13 protein-coding genes are annotated in these 15947 nt (G+C 40.0%); 8 read left to right on the forward strand and 5 right to left on the reverse strand.

The genetic code is table 11. The features are described 5' to 3' along the window. Positions 1-461: 461 nt before the first annotated feature. From hypF to QZ289_RS07700, 8 genes are all read left to right on the forward strand, one after another. The gene (hypF, locus tag QZ289_RS07665; protein WP_295701231.1) at positions 462-2789 is read left to right on the forward strand and encodes a carbamoyltransferase HypF; all 2328 of its coding nucleotides are present in this window, start codon (positions 462-464) and stop codon (positions 2787-2789) included. Positions 2790-2811: 22 nt separating this feature from the next. Next, positions 2812-3540, forward strand: a complete 729-nt coding sequence (hypB, locus tag QZ289_RS07670; protein WP_295701379.1) for a hydrogenase nickel incorporation protein HypB — start codon at positions 2812-2814, stop codon at positions 3538-3540. A gap of 26 nt (positions 3541-3566) precedes the next feature. Beyond that, positions 3567-3827: a HypC/HybG/HupF family hydrogenase formation chaperone gene (locus tag QZ289_RS07675; RefSeq protein ID WP_295701233.1), complete on the forward strand. Its 261-nt coding sequence runs from the start codon at positions 3567-3569 to the stop codon at positions 3825-3827. Then, positions 3824-4600 carry a glycosyltransferase family 25 protein gene (locus QZ289_RS07680; protein ID WP_295701235.1) on the forward strand — a complete coding sequence of 259 codons (777 nt, stop codon included), beginning with the start codon at positions 3824-3826 and terminating at the stop codon, positions 4598-4600. Before QZ289_RS07675 ends, QZ289_RS07680 begins: the two co-directional genes overlap by 4 nt. Continuing rightward, the gene (hypD, locus tag QZ289_RS07685; RefSeq protein WP_295701238.1) at positions 4587-5714 is read left to right on the forward strand and encodes a hydrogenase formation protein HypD; all 1128 of its coding nucleotides are present in this window, start codon (positions 4587-4589) and stop codon (positions 5712-5714) included. Before QZ289_RS07680 ends, hypD begins: the two co-directional genes overlap by 14 nt. After that, the gene (locus tag QZ289_RS07690) at positions 5711-7417 is read left to right on the forward strand and encodes an AAA domain-containing protein (RefSeq protein ID WP_295701241.1); all 1707 of its coding nucleotides are present in this window, start codon (positions 5711-5713) and stop codon (positions 7415-7417) included. The genes hypD and QZ289_RS07690 overlap by 4 nt, the downstream gene beginning before the upstream one ends. A gap of 9 nt (positions 7418-7426) precedes the next feature. Continuing rightward, positions 7427-8443 (forward strand): hydrogenase expression/formation protein HypE, encoded by a 1017-nt coding sequence (gene hypE, locus QZ289_RS07695; RefSeq protein WP_295701244.1) that lies wholly within the window; start codon positions 7427-7429, stop codon positions 8441-8443. A 710-nt stretch (positions 8444-9153) separates the two neighbouring features. After that, positions 9154-9795, forward strand: coding sequence for a S24 family peptidase (locus QZ289_RS07700; RefSeq protein ID WP_295701247.1), 642 nt, complete (start codon positions 9154-9156; stop codon positions 9793-9795). 42 nt (positions 9796-9837) lie between these two features. Here the strand turns inward: QZ289_RS07700 and QZ289_RS07705 are convergent, their stop codons facing one another. The 5 genes from QZ289_RS07705 to QZ289_RS07725 all read right to left on the reverse strand — a co-directional run bounded on the left by QZ289_RS07705 (position 9838) and on the right by QZ289_RS07725 (position 15862). Then, entirely contained in the window at positions 9838-10296 is a 459-nt protein-coding gene (locus tag QZ289_RS07705) for a phage virion morphogenesis protein (RefSeq protein ID WP_295701250.1), read from the reverse strand. Between the two features lie 156 nt (positions 10297-10452). Further along, positions 10453-11556, reverse strand: coding sequence for a phage minor head protein (locus QZ289_RS07710; RefSeq protein ID WP_295701253.1), 1104 nt, complete (start codon positions 11554-11556; stop codon positions 10453-10455). Next, on the reverse strand, positions 11519-12940 hold the full coding sequence (locus QZ289_RS07715) for a DUF935 family protein (RefSeq protein ID WP_295701256.1): 1422 nt from the start codon (positions 12938-12940) through the stop codon (positions 11519-11521). Before QZ289_RS07715 ends, QZ289_RS07710 begins: the two co-directional genes overlap by 38 nt. A 10-nt stretch (positions 12941-12950) precedes the next feature. Then, positions 12951-13823 carry a hypothetical protein gene (locus QZ289_RS07720; RefSeq protein WP_295701258.1) on the reverse strand — a complete coding sequence of 291 codons (873 nt, stop codon included), beginning with the start codon at positions 13821-13823 and terminating at the stop codon, positions 12951-12953. Next, a complete protein-coding gene (locus QZ289_RS07725; RefSeq protein WP_295701259.1) occupies positions 13820-15862 on the reverse strand; it encodes a hypothetical protein in 2043 nt (680 codons plus the stop codon). Before QZ289_RS07725 ends, QZ289_RS07720 begins: the two co-directional genes overlap by 4 nt. Positions 15863-15947: the final 85 nt, after the last annotated feature.

The raw sequence follows: 15947 nt of genomic DNA on the forward strand, positions 1-15947 counted from the left end.
CCCAACTTTTTGCCCCTATGGGATTTATAAGCAGTATCTCAAAATATGTAAAATGTGCTTTTAACGCACGAACCAGGGCTCTAAGCCTATCTATATTAATGTGTTGATTAAGGAGTGCTATGGAGATAACAGATTGCTTATGTGTGGAATCTTGCATAAAAATCCTTAGTAAGTATTTAAAACTCTAAAATGCCTATTTTATATTACCACGCTGTTTGCAAGTGTGGAAAAACACTGCGTGTTGTATGTAGCTAAAGCTTATGAATAAGACGTTGTCTTATTCATCAAGTGAGTTTTTAAGGTAGAGATTCTCTATTCTATCCTATACACCGCTTTTTAAGGTTGGCTCTCCGTGCAAATGCGAGGATTTTAGCTCAATCAAAGGCATACATAGAATCTCTATTCTAGCACAAAAATATTACTATTAAAAGAATATATATTTTATTTGCTATACTTATAAAATGAAATCTCAAGCATATACCATAGAACTTTTTGGCGTGATACAGGGCGTTGGGTTTCGTCCTTTTGTCTATCGCTTAGCCCAAAGTATGAATCTTAAGGGCTATGTGCAAAACCGCTATGATAGGCTTTTTATTTATATAGAGACAAGCCATAGGCATATTTTAGATGATTTTCTTACCTCACTTTTAGACCAGCCTCCACAAAATGCGCATATTACGCATTATCGTATTAACGATGTTTTAACACTCTCTCCTTTCTCGCATAATGGCTTTGAAATTAGAGATTCTCAAAATATGCCATCAAATGCACCTTGCTCTTTGCCACTTGATACGCGCCCGTGTGAGAAATGTTTAGCTGATATGCGTTCCAATGGGCGATTTAAGAACTATGCTTTTACCACTTGCACCCATTGCGGAGCGCGATATACGATTCTAAACGCCCTGCCTTATGATAGAATCCACACTTCTATGTGCGATTTCCCTATGTGTGAGGAATGCAGCAGTGAATATAGCAATGCGTTTAATCGTAGATTCCACGCGCAGCCTATTTCGTGTAATATGTGCGCGATTAGAATGCGCTTGATTGATAAAAATGGGAAGATTCACACATATAAGGACGCTAGAGATGATATAAAGCTTATAAGGCAAGTTGCACAGGCTATTGAGGTGGGTAAGATTCTCGCTATAAAGGGCGTAGGGGGGTTTAACCTCATAGCAAATGCGAGCAATGTAGAGACAATTGCCACCTTACGCACGCGCAAAAATCGCCCTAAAAAGCCCTTTGCCCTGATGTTTAAGGATTTAGCACAAATAGAGAGCCTAAGTGCTATCTCTCCACTTGAGAGGGAGGCTTTGCTTTCTCCACAAGCTCCTATTGTGCTTTTACGGAGGCATTTTCAAAAGGGCGGGATTCTAAGTGAGGAAGCTCTCTCGCTTATCGCTCCTGATGTTAGCACTTTGGGCGCGATTTTGCCTTATAATGGCATTATGCACTTGCTTTTTAGGTATATCCACACGCCGCTTATTTTCACAAGCGCGAATCTCGCCTCCTCGCCCATTATCACGGATATTGATACATTGCTAGAAACATTTTGTGGCGCAAATGCCCTTATTGATATGGTGTTAGACTATGATAGGGAGATTCTGCACGGGGCTGATGATAGCATTATGCGGCTAATGGCAGGGGATATGCGCCCTTTGCGCTTAGGCAGGGGCTATGCACCTTGTAATCTCTCTTTGCCATTAAGATTTCAAGCAGATGGGCCGATTGTAGGTATGGGAGCAGGGCAAAAATCTACTCTAAGCTTTGTTGATAGCAATCAAGTGCTAATAAGCCCATATATAGGGGATTTACAAAGCGTAGATTCTATAAAGCGATACGAGAAGGATTTTATATTTTTTAGCACACTCTATAAGCAGGATATTGGCGCACTCGTGTATGATTTACACCCACAATACCCCTCCACACAAAAGGCTCTAGCTTATGGTAATGGTAGAGATGTTAAGAAATATGCCCTCTCTCATCATAAGGCGCATTTTTATGCCCTTCTTGCTGAATCTAATGCTTTAGAGGAGGCGGGCATTGGCATTATATGGGATGGCACGGGATTGGGTGAGGATAGACATATTTGGGGTGGGGAATGCTTCTTGTATCAACCTAATGGCTGTGGGGATTCTCATACAATGGAGCGAATCTATCATTTTGATGAATTTGTGCTTTTGGGCGGAGAGAGCAGCATAAAGGATATTGGCAAACTCGCCCTAAGCCTAATGTGGCATTATGACATAGAAAATATTGCAGAGATAGTGCATTTCACGTCTCAAGAGATAGAGCTTTTAGCCTATGGGTATGAAAGGGCTATGTATCCGCTCACGAGCTCCGTAGGGAGGATTATAGATGCAGTGGCTTATATCCTAGGGATTGTGCAGATTCAAAGTTATGAGGGGCAGAGCGGGGCATTGCTAGAATCTTATGCATATAGGGATAGCTCAAGCAATGTTGTGCCCTATGAATTTGTAATAGAAAATGATGTAATTAGCCTCGATTCTGCGATTAAGAGCGTGATAGCAGATAGGGCAAATCCCTGCTTGGGTGCGAGGCGATTTTTAGAGACACTCGCTCAGATCGCCCTTACTTTAGCAAAAACTCAAAAAATACCCTTTAAAGTGTATTTTAGTGGCGGTGTATTTCAAAATAAGTTTCTTTGTGATAAAATTCACGATTTATTTACAACACATCACATTCCTTTTTATATGCATCAAAAATTACCTTGCAATGACGCGAGTATTAGCCTTGGACAGGCGGTATTTGGGATATTGCAATCTTAAAAATGGAGTAAATATGCAAAAAATATCCTTAAATCGCGATGAGCGTTTGAATAACAATCCTAATTTAAATACAAAATCTATTGAAATAGTGAGTAAGATTCTCTCTAAAAATGACCTCAAAGCACAGGAGCTAAGGGAGATTTATCGCTCACTTGGCTTGTATGTGGTTAATCTTATGAGTTCTCCGGGTAGTGGAAAAACGACTTTTTTAGAATCTTTAAGCACTTATACAGATATGCGTTTTTGTGTGCTAGAGGGGGACTTGCAGACTAATCGCGATGCTTTACGTTTAGAGGAAAAGGGCGTGAGTGCGTATCAAATCACCACAGGCGAGGCGTGCCATCTTGAAGCGGCGATGATAGAATCTGCCCTAGAGGCATTGCAAAAGCAATGTGATATGCGACAAATGGAATATTTGTTTATCGAAAATGTAGGGAATCTTGTGTGTCCGGCGAGTTATGACTTGGGCGCGGGGCTAAATATCGTGCTACTCTCTATCCCTGAAGGCGATGATAAGGTGTTAAAATATCCTACGATGTTTATGTGCGCTGATGCGGTGATTGTAAGTAAGGCGGATATGATGGGGTATTTTGATTTTCGCTTAGAGCGCGTGAAAAGCGATTTAGCACAATTAAAGGCGAATGTGCCGCTATTTACGGTAAGCAGTAAAGAGCGTGAGAGTGTTATAAAAGTGTGTGATTTTATCGCAGAGCGACGCACACAGGGTTATTGTAGCACTCATCAATTTTAAAACGTAGCAAGAAATAAGGAGTAAAAATGTGTTTGGCTATACCTTCTAAAGTTGTAGAACTTAAAGAGCAGAATATGGCACTGGTGGATACACTGGGCGTCAAACGTGAGGTGAGCTTGGATTTACTCAATGATGAGGTAAGTATAGGAGATTGGGTGCTTTTACATATCGGCTATGCGATAAGTAAGATTGATGAGGAGAGTGCGCGAGAGAGCTTGAGGCTTTATGAGCAGATTCTAGAAGCTATACGTGAGGAAGAAGAAGCCTTGATAAAGGCAAATGTATGAATATTTTTATTGTCAATCTCAAACGTGCTAAAGAGCGTAAAGCTCTTATGCAAAAGCAGTTTGAAAGGATGAGTGCTACTCAAAAGCAGCAATATAATATTATTTTTTTTGAAGCCATTGACGCTAAGGCTGGAGAACATCTTGCCTTTAAGCAGTATTCTAAAATTGCAAGTATTTTGTTTCGCGGGAAAGAAATGAGTGATGGAGAGAGGGCGTGCTTTGCAAGTCATTATAGTCTGTGGCAAAAGTGTGTAGAACTGAATGAGCCTATCATAGTGCTTGAAGATGATGTGGAAATGATAGGGGATTTTTGGAATAAGATAGCGCATATCGCGACAAGTGAATATGTGTATGTGCGATTGATGTATTTGAAAGAAAATGCATATTTTTATACATTGCCTGATGATTTTTATGTGAGTTTTGATAGCGCTGCAGGGACACAGGGCTATTATCTTACACCATTAGCTGCAAGAACTTTTATAGAATCTGCTAGGATATGGTATCGCCCAGTAGATGACTATATGGATATGTTTTATATACATCATATCCCTGCTGTGTGCGTTACACCTATCTTAAGGGAATTATCTATTGAAACCACGATAGATGGGCGAGAGAGCAAGATAAAATGGTATGTGAAAATTATAAGAGAGATAACAAGGGCATATTTTGAATGTAAAAAAATGTTTTTTTTAGGGTGCAGTAAAAAAAGTCTTTTGCTGCCAAAAAATGCTTTGCAATCTCTGCAGATAGGAGTAAAGCGTGCAAGGTTCTAATATAGATTTGATTGAAAATTTCCGTGATAAAGATGTGATGCTCGCCTATGCTAAAAAGATAGAAAAGCTCTCTTCTAGGCTTAAATCCCCGCTTCATATTATGGAAGTGTGCGGCGGACATACACATACGATTATGCGCTATGGGTTGCAGGATTTGCTTCATAAGGATATTGACTTTATCCACGGACCGGGCTGCCCTGTGTGTATAATGCCTAAAAATCGCATTAATCAAGCCTATGAAATCGCTATGCAAAAAGATGTGATTTTGCTTACATTGGGAGATATGATAAAGATTCCGGGTTCACAAGGAAGCCTAGCAGATGCAAGGGCGAGGGGGGCTGATGTGCGCTTTGTGTATTCTCCTATGCAGGTGCTTGAGGTGGCAAAGGATAATTCGCATAAGCGTGTGGTGTTTTTTGCCATTGGGTTTGAGACCACTACGCCTATGAGTGCCGCATTGCTTGAGAGAGTTATAGAATCTAATATTAATAATGTGCTCTTTCATATTAATCACGTGCTTGTCCCCCCGCCTTTACGCGCAATTTTTGATTCTAAGCAATGTCGTGTCAATGCTTTGATTGCACCTTCCCACGTAAGCGTGATAAGCGGGGCAAAGATTTATGCAGATATTGTGCGTGATTATGCTTTACCTGTGGTGGTGAGCGGCTTTGAGCCTGTGGATATGATGGAGAGCATTTATCAGCTTGTAAAGCAAAGTATAGAGGGGAGAGCAGAGCTTGAGATTCAATACAAGCGTGTTGTGAATATGGAGGGTAATACAAAGGCACAAGAGCTAATAGAACACTATTTTGAAGAAAGAGAATCTTTTGAATGGCGTGGGCTAGGGGAGATAGCGCATTCTGCCTTAAAACTTAGGGGTGCATATAGCCATTTGGATGCGGAAGTGGTATTTGATGATATTTTAAGCAAAGAATATGTGCCGGATAATAAGGCTTGTCGCTGTGGGGATATTTTGCGCGGCGTGGCTAAGCCCTTTGATTGCAAAGTCTTTGGCAAATCCTGCACCCCAAGCAATCCTCTAGGAAGTTGTATGGTAAGCAGTGAGGGGGCTTGTGCGGCATATTATAAATATGGCGGTGCATTACATCGATGAATGATTTAAAGCAGATTCTTCTCTCAGCAGCACATATTTATTACCAATATCTAAGTGATAATAATTTAGGTTTAAACGAGATTGCTATCAAGCAGTTTGAATGTAGAGATGATGAGCTGATACTTGCGTTGAAATATAGTGTAGGTGATATGGATTTAAAGCTAGGCGGGGCGTTGCTTTTGCAAGTGGGAGATAGGCTTTATAGCATTGCTGAGGCAGATTCTCCAAAGGAGAGTGAGGTAATGCTGCATTTTTATGATGAGAAGCAAAGGACACTTTTTCTTAATGTCAGTGAAGCGATGGCAAAGATGTTAGAAAAGGCGCAAAAGGCGAAGATCCCATTAAAGCTTTTTAGTGATTTGAAGTTTTTAGTGCAAAATGTGGCTGATTTTTTTGATAAATATGGCGAGAAGCTGCGTTTGCCAAGCTCTATAGTGCATAATCCTACCCCGCATATTCCCCGCTTAAGTGAGGAGCAAAATATCGCTTTATCCAAGGTGCTAAACTCACCTTTAAGCTATGTATGGGGACCGCCGGGCACAGGAAAAACACAAGCTGTGCTTTTTGAAGCCCTTTTGTATTATATCAAGCAGGGGAAGAGAGTGGGCGTTGTCGCTACGACAAATAATGCCCTAGAGCAAGTGCTAAAAGCTCTCATTAAGCAATTTGACAATCTAGGCTTAGCAAGGGATATGATATTGCGTTTGGGTATGCCTACATTGCAATATATGAGTGAATATCCCCAGACTTGCGACCCAAGCCTTTTGCAAAAGCGTAAAAAACTCGATTTATTTAGCTTCCAAGAAAGCACACAAGATAATATCAAAATACGCCTCAAAAATGCCTTTGTAGTGGGAGTAACGCTCGATGGCTTTATCTCCCGTTATGACAAATTAGATTTGCATTTTTCACATATTTTTTTAGATGAATGCGCGTATGCTTCATTGATTAAAACCTGTGCTTTATGTGTCGATAATACACCCCTAGCGCTTTTTGGCGACCATAAGCAGCTTTCTCCTGTGTGTGAAATGCCCCCAAATAAACTTACAGAAGCAGAGAATGATAATGCATTTGTGTGGAATCTCTCTGCCCTTTTTCTAGAAGCTTTTTGCAAAGGAGAAAGCCCAGCGCAACTTGCCAATATGAACGAGCAAGGTTATTCCATGCCGCCCTTGCAAGACACGATTCTAAGCACATTAAGCAAGACACATCGCTATGGAGACAATCTCGCGCGTTTGCTTGATAATTATGTTTATCATATAGGTTTAAGAGGCACAGAGATGCAAATGGAACTTTTTGTAGTCGATAGCGGCGCAAAAAGTGAGTCAGATAAGCAAATAAGTGAAAATGAGGCACAAATGTGTGCACGTTTGTGTGAGAAAATCGCAAATGAGGAATACGCGGTTATCACGCCCTTTGTCAAGCAGAGACAGCGACTTGTGGAGCAAATCAAACGTGATAGAGTTTTTACCATTCATGGCTCACAGGGGCAGGAGTTTGATAATGTGATTTTCTCTCCTGTGAGTTTGCATTATCATTTGACAAATTCTACTCAAGCACACGCGCTTTATGCGCTTAATGTGGCTATTTCACGCACGAAAAAGCGATTGTTTATCGTGTGTGATTATGCTTTTTGGAGTAGGCAAAAGGGGCAATTAATCTGGGCGATTCTGCAAGAATCTAAGCCATTTGTTTTAACTTAAGGAGTAAGAATGAAAAATACACATATTAGCCTTTCACACGGAAGTGGAGGCGTGGAATCTAATGCACTTGTTGATGGTGTGATACATAAGATTCTAGGTGAGGTGATGTGCGAGTATGGAGAGGATGCGGGGGTCTTTAGCGGTGTGAAGGGATATGCTATCAGTACAGATAGCTATGTGGTAAGCCCTATTTTTTTCCCCGGAGGCGATATTGGCAAACTCTGCGTGTGCGGCTCAAGTAATGATGTGAGTGTGCGAGGGGCGACACCGCGATATTTGACTTTGGGCTTGATATTAGAAGAGGGCTTTACTATGGAGGAGCTAGAGCAGATTTTGCATTCTATCAAGAGAGAGGCGATTCAAGGGGGATTACGTATCATCACCGGCGATACAAAAGTCGTCCCAAAGGGCAATGCGGATAAGATTTATATCAATACCACGGCTATTGGGGAGATAAAGGATGTGGATTGGCGTGTGGGGAATATACAAGAGGGTGATGATATTATCCTTAGTGCGCCTGTGGGGACACACGGGGCGGTAATCTTTTGTGCTAGGAATGAGATGGCATTGCAAAATGACTTACAGAGCGATTGTGCGCAGCTTTATCCGCTTATAGAATCTACCCATCAATATGGTAATGCTATACACGCTGTGCGCGATGCGACACGAGGGGGTGTAGCAGCGGTGCTAAATGAATGGAGTAGGGGAGCGTGTGTGGAAATAAATATACAAGGAGGGAAAATCCCTATTTTGCAGCAAGTGCGCGGCGTGTGTGAGATACTTGGCTTAGAAGCGCTCAATCTCGCTAATGAGGGAGTGCTATTAATGGCAGTATCACCGCATAAAAGCAAAGCAATTCTAGAATCTTTGCGCTCTCATACTTTAGGTAAACAAGCTTGTATCATTGGTAGGGTATCGCGTAAGGTAGCACATATACAAGAAGCACGTGTGATTGCAACAAATGCGTGGGGCGGAAAATGCTATGTGGAATATCCGCAAGGAGAATTGCTCCCTAGAATCTGCTAGATTCTATATAGATAAGTGCAATAACTACACTACCACCTTCTTACTTAGCAGAGAGATATTTATCTTTCATCCCCCCCCCCCCCTTCTGTCAAGGGGAGGGGCTATACAACTTGCCTCTTTTATTGATAGCAAGGCTTTTTGTTTCCCTCTCACTTATGCAGATATGTTTCTTTCTCCTCTCTTCTAATGGAATGTAACTCATCCCTTATCCTTTCCATTGCAGAAAGGCGAGAGGCATATCCTCGAACACTTCGTGTATATGGGATTAGATAGTGTGAATTGTGGATTTGACTTTACGTAAAACAAGACTACTGTAACCCCTCGCGTAAAATCAAAGTCATTTTGCGTTTGAAATCAAAGTGAGGGATTTTACTTTGATTTCAAACATTAAATTTAAGTAAATTTAATAATCCCCAGCAGTAAAACTAGCCCTTTAAGCCTCTTATCCCCAACCTTTAAAAAAGCTCTATAATCTCTCTTAAGTTCTCTTGCCTTATCTTATCTCCCAGCCATTAGCCCCATCATATACTACTCATTCAAAAAACCATTAAATCTTTTAAACACCCACCATACGCATTTAAATTATAACACATTAAAAGCTTTTTAAAGCCTTTATGTTCATTCCCTCACATTTCATTACTTTTTCTCATCTTTGTGCTACTCTCACTCTCGCATTTGTTACAATCACTTATTTATTATAAAGATTCACAATGCCACAGCTCACCTTTAGAGAAATCATAGAGCGCATTAAAGACATACTTGCCACAGATTCTATCCTAAAGCCTAAAGACATCGATGTGGCAAAAGCTCTTAATATGTCGCCAAATACCCTTGCACAAGCAAAGTTTAAAAACTCTATCCCTTATAAAGCCATTATGGATTTTTTAGAATCTAAGCATATCTGTATCAATACCTTTTTCTATGGGAGTGCACCAAAAGAGAGTGTTCATACTTTCGAGCATTACAAGATTTTAAAACTTTATAGTGCTAATGCCTCTTTGGGTGGAGGCTGTATCAATGAACATATTAGCACACAAGAGATTGTCTTTGATGAGCGGATTTTAGCACATTTAAAAGTGAGAGATTGTGAGCTTATACTCGCACTTGGCGAGAGTATGGAGCATATCATCACCGATAGGAGCTTGTGCCTTGTAAATCGCAAGGAGGGCAGTATAAAAAATGGCAAGATTTATGCGGTGCAGACAAATGATGGGCTTTTTATCAAGCATTGTTTTATTAAAGATAAAAGACTAGAGCTTATCTCTGCAAATCTTAACTATGAGCCAATAAGTTATAGTCTTAATGAGGTAGAAGTTATAGGACGGATACGAGGGGTGATTGCTCCTGTGTAAAGGTGTTAGCTTTTGGGTGAGATTGGTTTTTACAAAGCAATTTTATTCGCCAATCTCTCCTAAAATATACTCCTGCACAAGCCCTTGCAATTCATCTTGCAAAGATTGAGGGACATTACCCTTATCATTGATAGGTAGAAATGCCCGAGCAGGAATGATAGTTTTATGATTTCTCCCTGCTTTACCACCATATTGATGAATCCTCGCATACACTACATTTGTGCCTATACTTGCACTCTTGGCAGTATGTGAAGTGGAAATAGAATTTACTAGCTTTCCTTTATCTACAAGCTTTTTCTTTAAGCCCTTGCTCTTTTTAAGCGTAGCAGATGATAAAGGCTTCCACTTTTCACCAAAGGGTGAGGTCTCTTTTTCAAAAGATTGTGAGGTAAAAAGGGCTAGAGTATTAGCAATGTGTGCCATTAAAGGCTCTGTATCTTTGAGGGCAGATTCTAAGTCATTCATTTCTTTGATAAAATCATCAAGCGCAATTTTTGGCATATTTACTCCTTTGTGTGAAATGTGGTATAATATGTTTTAGAGGTTTTACCTGTCGTGGTGTATAACCCACCCCTCATTAATGCCCGATGAGCTAATGGGAAAAAGTAACGATATTGCCGCAGGACTTTATCACCTCTCTAAGGGTTAAGGGCAGCCCTAATATTTTATATTCTCGCTACTTTTACTTAAACTTACTAAAAAAATCTCTTTTTTATTTTCAGTTACTTTAAACACAGCCTTATAGTAATGCCCTAACTTAGAAAAATACACAATATGCCTTTCTCTACTATGCCTCACCCTATACTCACTCCCTAACATCTCTTCCACTAACGAATAATCAAAGCTATCGACATTGTTATGATGAGTGTGTGTCCTTAGTGTCCAACCACTTAAGAGTATATGCTCTGCCTTTGTGGCTAACTCCCCTTGTAGCTTTGCTGTGGCTTTAGCAATAATAATATTCTTAGAATCTACGCTTCTCTCTTGCTTAATTGCAGATACTTGCCATAGCTCATTTATCTCCTTAAACCTTACATTTCTTTGCTGTATAAATGCTGCTATGGCTTTTAGCCTTGTGATAGCATTTGGATTATTCGCGTGGATTTTAAGTTTTTGATTAAGAATGTGAGCAAGAGCCGCATTATTATCACTTATATCAAATGTTGCTTCTTGCACATTTGGCATATCACTTATATTACTTACCTTTAAGCCAAATCTATCAAGCTGCTCTTTAGTATAAGCTTCTACTCTGCATCTACACCCAAAATCAGCCCCAGGATAATGCTTCTCCCAAAAGCTATGCTCACGGGGCAAGATAGTATTATGCAAAAGCTTATGTGAAAGCCTCGTGCGCGAATCATTTATAGCTACATAGCGATAATATATCTCACCTTTGAGATTATCTTGTGTCATTTTACGCCCTTGATTATAAGAGTTAAGGATATTTTGATGATAAATTTGCTTTAGTCTTTTTGGGTTAAGGGGGGTATTACTTTGGGTAAGCAAACTTTGCACGTTTTGCTTCCACTCTTTAAACTCCCGTCCCTGAAGCAATGCTAAGCTTAAAGATTTTTGCATATCGCTTAATAAATCTACATTGGCAATGCCTTTAATAGTAAAAACACGATTATAAATATTATGTTTTAGGGTGGAAAGCTCATTAAGCACTTCAGGCTTTTTGCTTTGCAAATAAGCGATAGCCTCGCTTGGTGGTAGATTGAAATCAAAGTGTAACATCATCTGCCCCAAAGAGTGCGCCATTAAGAAAAAGTCGCATTAGCTCTTGCTCTTTTAAAAGCAAATCCTCCCCCTCAAAACTCAAAGCAATCTTTTGTGCTGCCTGCTCATAACTCTTGCAATCTTTTAAAAATGCTCCCAAATCAAACTCGCTCTTAGGATTCACATCTTGCAAGGCTTTATCAATCTCTAGTTCTTGCCCTGTGAGTAAGTCTTGAGCTTTGTTGAATGATAAATTGTGAGAAGTTTGCGTAGAATCTGCATAGCTCAAATGCGAGATTTTAAAGGTTTTCTCTAAATGTTCTATGGGGATTTTCACACCCATTTGAGAGAGGATTAAATAAGTATCGGCTTGAAGTTTCTCATCTTTTTCTGTATTGGTGTCAATTTCAAAGCTAAAGGGTGCAGGAGTAGCAAAATTCAGTGCAAGCACTTGCTTGAGTAATGAATGCAAACTCTCACCTAATAAGAGTGCATCAAACTCTGTGGCATTTTTTTGCATTTCATTATGGATATTGCCGAGTGCCTGCGTGCCATTTTGTGTAGAGTTAGAGCTCAAAACTTGCCCTGTGATGAGCTTAGAAATACTCTCATCACAATAGCGCACAAATTCTAAAAATGTGCCTTTATCTACATTGCCATTGACCACTTCTACTATATCATTTACCCCAAAAAGCCCCACACTATTGCTTCTTAGCGCAAGAGCTGATTTTAGAATTTCTGCTGCATTTTCTCTGCTATCTGCCATATCACTTTTAATGATAATGGGTGGAATCGCATAGCTATCAAGGTAAGTCATATATTTCATAAGAGAAATATGCTTTAATGATGCAATGGAGATGATTTTATAAATTAAAGATTGCTCGATGATATTGCCTGTGTCTGTGGGGTGATAATGCGTCCATATACCTGTATTGTCCTTAAGATATATCTTATTCCCGCCTTGAGAGACATAGGGCTTGTAATTGTTGTCGCATTCAAAATAGCGAGGTGAGATAAACTCAAATTGAGGGTAGATTCTACTATTTTCTTGTCTATAATTGATAATAAAACTCGCAAAGCCATAAGCAATGGCAGAGCTGCACTCATAAAGAAACTTTCTAAAATTGCGACTTTTACTTAGCTCTTGAAGAAATATATCTTGGGCTTTATCATCGCTTTGCACCACAATAGGCTTACCGATGAGATTACTCCTACGTTTATTAAGCTCACTTGCAATTTGCGTATCAAAGCGTTTAAAATGATCAAAACACGAAATCACTTCACTTAAACTCTCCGCATTGAGTGCGGATTTAACTTGTGAAAAACTTATCGCATTTGGCACATAGTTTTGATAGCTTGGCTCTAAGTTTATATGCGGTGTTTTAAGCCCTTTTAAAGGCTTTTTAAAAAGGTTTTTGATATTCATTTGCGCTCCTTTATATTAATCCCTCGATTTCTATGCTTACAATACTCGCACCCACCTTGCTTAAAAGAATCTCGTGGTTTTTCAAAAAACCAAAGCTCATAAGGCATTCATAGTTGTTTGCGATGATAAACACCACTGCTTGCCCTCTTAACTCGGCTAATTCATAGCTTACCTTATCCATTTCATCATCACTCACTAGCACATTAAAGGCATTTGTGCGCTTGAAATTGCCCTTTGTTAAAGAAGTATTACCTTCCTCATCTGTAAGCACTTTAGAAAAATCAAGCATAGAGATAGAATTATCCGCATAGAGCGAGATTCCAAGTTCAATTAAATCCCCACAAATAATAGAGCCAATCTTAATATCTCTAATGCCCCAAGCCCTTACCCTAAAGATAATATTGCGCGTGAAAGTGTTGCGCTCATAATAAATATGATGTCTATATTTTTTACCCCAATTTCCAAAGAAATATTCACTCCAGCTTGAAATATTTTGCCCATAAAGTTTGTATGTCCGCTCTTCAATCACTTGTGCGTTACGCACATCTATGACTTCAATACTCAAAAACTTCGCCTCAATGTTGCTTATATAAATGCCCTTTGCACCAAAGCAAGAAAAACTTATATCTAATTCATCTTCCGCGATACAAGAGGTATTGAGATAATAATCAAAACACGCCCATTGATTGCTAGTTCCTACTTTTTTCCAACTCAAAACATCAGTCAGTGGCTTATTTACATTATCACTTAGGGCGACATAGACATATTTATCACTATGCACCTTGTCATCTTTGTGATACTCTCTACCTAATTCAAAGGTGGGGGTCGATTCTAGGAGATTAGAATCAATAATCACAACTTCACTACGCGTTAAAACTTTCACTTTTGCGCTCCTGCTTCTAAACTTTCTTGAGATACGCGGAGCATTTGTTTGAGTGTACTTAACATTGCCACTTGAATCTTCTCACTTGTGTCTTTTGAGCGTTCATCAATCTCTGCTATCTTTTTAGCCTTTTCAAGGTAGGGGTCAATCATATTGAGCTTTGTTTTGTTCTCACCCTTTAGGGCTTCCTCATACTTTTTACTCGCATCAGCACTTTGTATTAATGCCTCGCCTAGTGCGTTAATGCGCTCGATTGTGTGTGGGTCGAAATTCTCCCTTAATGCTTCCTCTCGATAGCTAAGATAATTATCGATATTCACATCAGCTGCGCCCAGTGCCTCTTGCAAACGCTCAAGGCTCATTTGTGCGAGTTCCGCACCATAACGCGCCGCTTTTGCGTCCTCTCCTTTGTAGGTATAAAGCCAAGTTTGAAAGCTTTGCCCCGTGGTGATAAAAGTATTCAAGCTCTCACTTAGAGCCTCGCTCACTTTTTTATTCACGCTTTTTGCATACTCTTCCCATACCTTATAAATCGCATCGGTATTTGGAGTGGGAGCTGTGCTTTTTAATGCTTTGCTTGGTGCTTCAAAAAAGCTTTTGATAAGCTCCTTTGCACCTGCATTAAGAATCTCATCATAGTCTTTGTATCTCCCAGCACGAACGACAATCTCTTTTACACCACCGCCTATGTCTTCTAGTAGATACTCATATCCCCTTATGCCCTCTCTTATGTTTCTTAGTGCGATATTTGAGGCAGAGCAATATTCAGTCCAGCTCTTCGAGGATTTTTTAAGCCCCCAATACTTTTTACTATCTTTTTGCATATCTGCAAATTCTCGCGCACTCACATTGTCTTTTGTAGCCTTTGAGATAAGCTCCACTCCCTTTGCTTTGGTAGTAAGCTTGCTTGAGCTAAAGCTTCCTATCAGTGCTCCACCAATACTACCGACAAGTCCGCCTACAAGCGCACCAACAGCTGTGCCTATCACAGGCACAAAACTACCAATAGCCGCTCCCGCTGCACCACTTTGGCCGTATTTTTGTGTCTTGGCGGCATTCTCCTTATCGCTTATGAAGTTACCTACTAAGCCCCCAGCCGCACTTGCAATGCCAAATCCTGCAAGGCTATCCCCTGCGACTTCTCCTAGTGTAGATTCTCCAATTTGCAAACCTGTTGCTTTCCCTATAATCCCGCCGACTGCGCCATCACTGCCTAAGCCATCAATGGCGGAGGCGAGGGATTTATTCATAGATTCTATAACAGAGGATTCCATAAAGGCAGCAGAGATGGAAGTTGCAAAGCCCTTTGTAATAGAAGTTTGCATAGAGCTAAACAAATCCTCGCCAAAGTTTGATAAGCTGACAAATTTGCCATTAAGCGCATTATTGATATTCTCATCAAGCGCAGAGTTAATGTTGCTCTTTAAATCCTCATAGGTTTTTGAATACTCTTGTATATGGCGCATTTTTTGCTCGTGGAGTTTTAGTTCCACTTCATAGAGTCTATTGGCTTGCTCTATGGAGATTTGCCCTGATTTTATCTTTTGTCTTAGCTCTAAGTTTAAATGCGTGATTGTGCGCTCATAGCGTAAGGATTCTAATTCTAGCTCCTTTTGTTTGCCCTCTTTCATCAAAGAGATATTCTTTTCTCTTATGGCAAATTCATTATCAAAATAGTTTCTTAGCAAATCCCCATCTTTTGTGCCGCTGCCTTGCTTCTTATTCGCATTCGCACCGATTTTGCCTTTAAGCATTTGAGTAGTTTTTTCAGATTCTAAACCCTCTTTGGCTTTGTCTTTCCAAATATCTTGGATTTTCTCAATGCCCTCGCCAAAAATATCGCCATAGCCTTTAATATTGCTCATCATAGCAGCTTTTAGCTCTTTATCTTTATTATTTAGTCGCTCTATTTGCGATTTATGATGCTTATCGTCCTCACCAAAGCTAAACACACGTGCCATTGCGTGATAGGCAACCTGTGCGCTATTGATAAGTAATCGCAAAGAGTTGATAAGTAAGGATAGAGTGTTTTGCAGCATCTTAAAAGCCGAGCTTAGCATTGCTGCAGCACTTTGAAAGCTCTTTATTACGCCTAAGAGTATATCACCTTCACTCGCGCTATAT

Origin of the sequence: uncultured Helicobacter sp. (assembly GCF_910577135.1) — a bacterium.
Taxonomy (GTDB): Bacteria; Campylobacterota; Campylobacteria; order Campylobacterales; family Helicobacteraceae; genus Helicobacter_C; species Helicobacter_C mastomyrinus.

What these genes read in the sequence shown, in the direction of transcription:
- hypF (WP_295701231.1), top strand. Translation starts at nt 462, where the DNA reads ATGAAATCTCAAGCATATACCATAGAACTTTTTGGCGTGATACAGGGC.
- QZ289_RS07675 (WP_295701233.1), top strand. Translation starts at nt 3,567, where the DNA reads ATGTGTTTGGCTATACCTTCTAAAGTTGTAGAACTTAAAGAGCAGAAT.
- QZ289_RS07680 (WP_295701235.1), top strand. Translation starts at nt 3,824, where the DNA reads ATGAATATTTTTATTGTCAATCTCAAACGTGCTAAAGAGCGTAAAGCT.
- QZ289_RS07690 (WP_295701241.1), top strand. Translation starts at nt 5,711, where the DNA reads ATGAATGATTTAAAGCAGATTCTTCTCTCAGCAGCACATATTTATTAC.
- hypE (WP_295701244.1), top strand. Translation starts at nt 7,427, where the DNA reads ATGAAAAATACACATATTAGCCTTTCACACGGAAGTGGAGGCGTGGAA.
- QZ289_RS07700 (WP_295701247.1), top strand. Translation starts at nt 9,154, where the DNA reads ATGCCACAGCTCACCTTTAGAGAAATCATAGAGCGCATTAAAGACATA.
- QZ289_RS07705 (WP_295701250.1), bottom strand. Translation starts at nt 10,296, where the DNA reads ATGCCAAAAATTGCGCTTGATGATTTTATCAAAGAAATGAATGACTTA.
- QZ289_RS07710 (WP_295701253.1), bottom strand. Translation starts at nt 11,556, where the DNA reads ATGGCGCACTCTTTGGGGCAGATGATGTTACACTTTGATTTCAATCTA.
- QZ289_RS07715 (WP_295701256.1), bottom strand. Translation starts at nt 12,940, where the DNA reads ATGAATATCAAAAACCTTTTTAAAAAGCCTTTAAAAGGGCTTAAAACA.
- QZ289_RS07725 (WP_295701259.1), bottom strand. Translation starts at nt 15,862, where the DNA reads ATGCTGCAAAACACTCTATCCTTACTTATCAACTCTTTGCGATTACTT.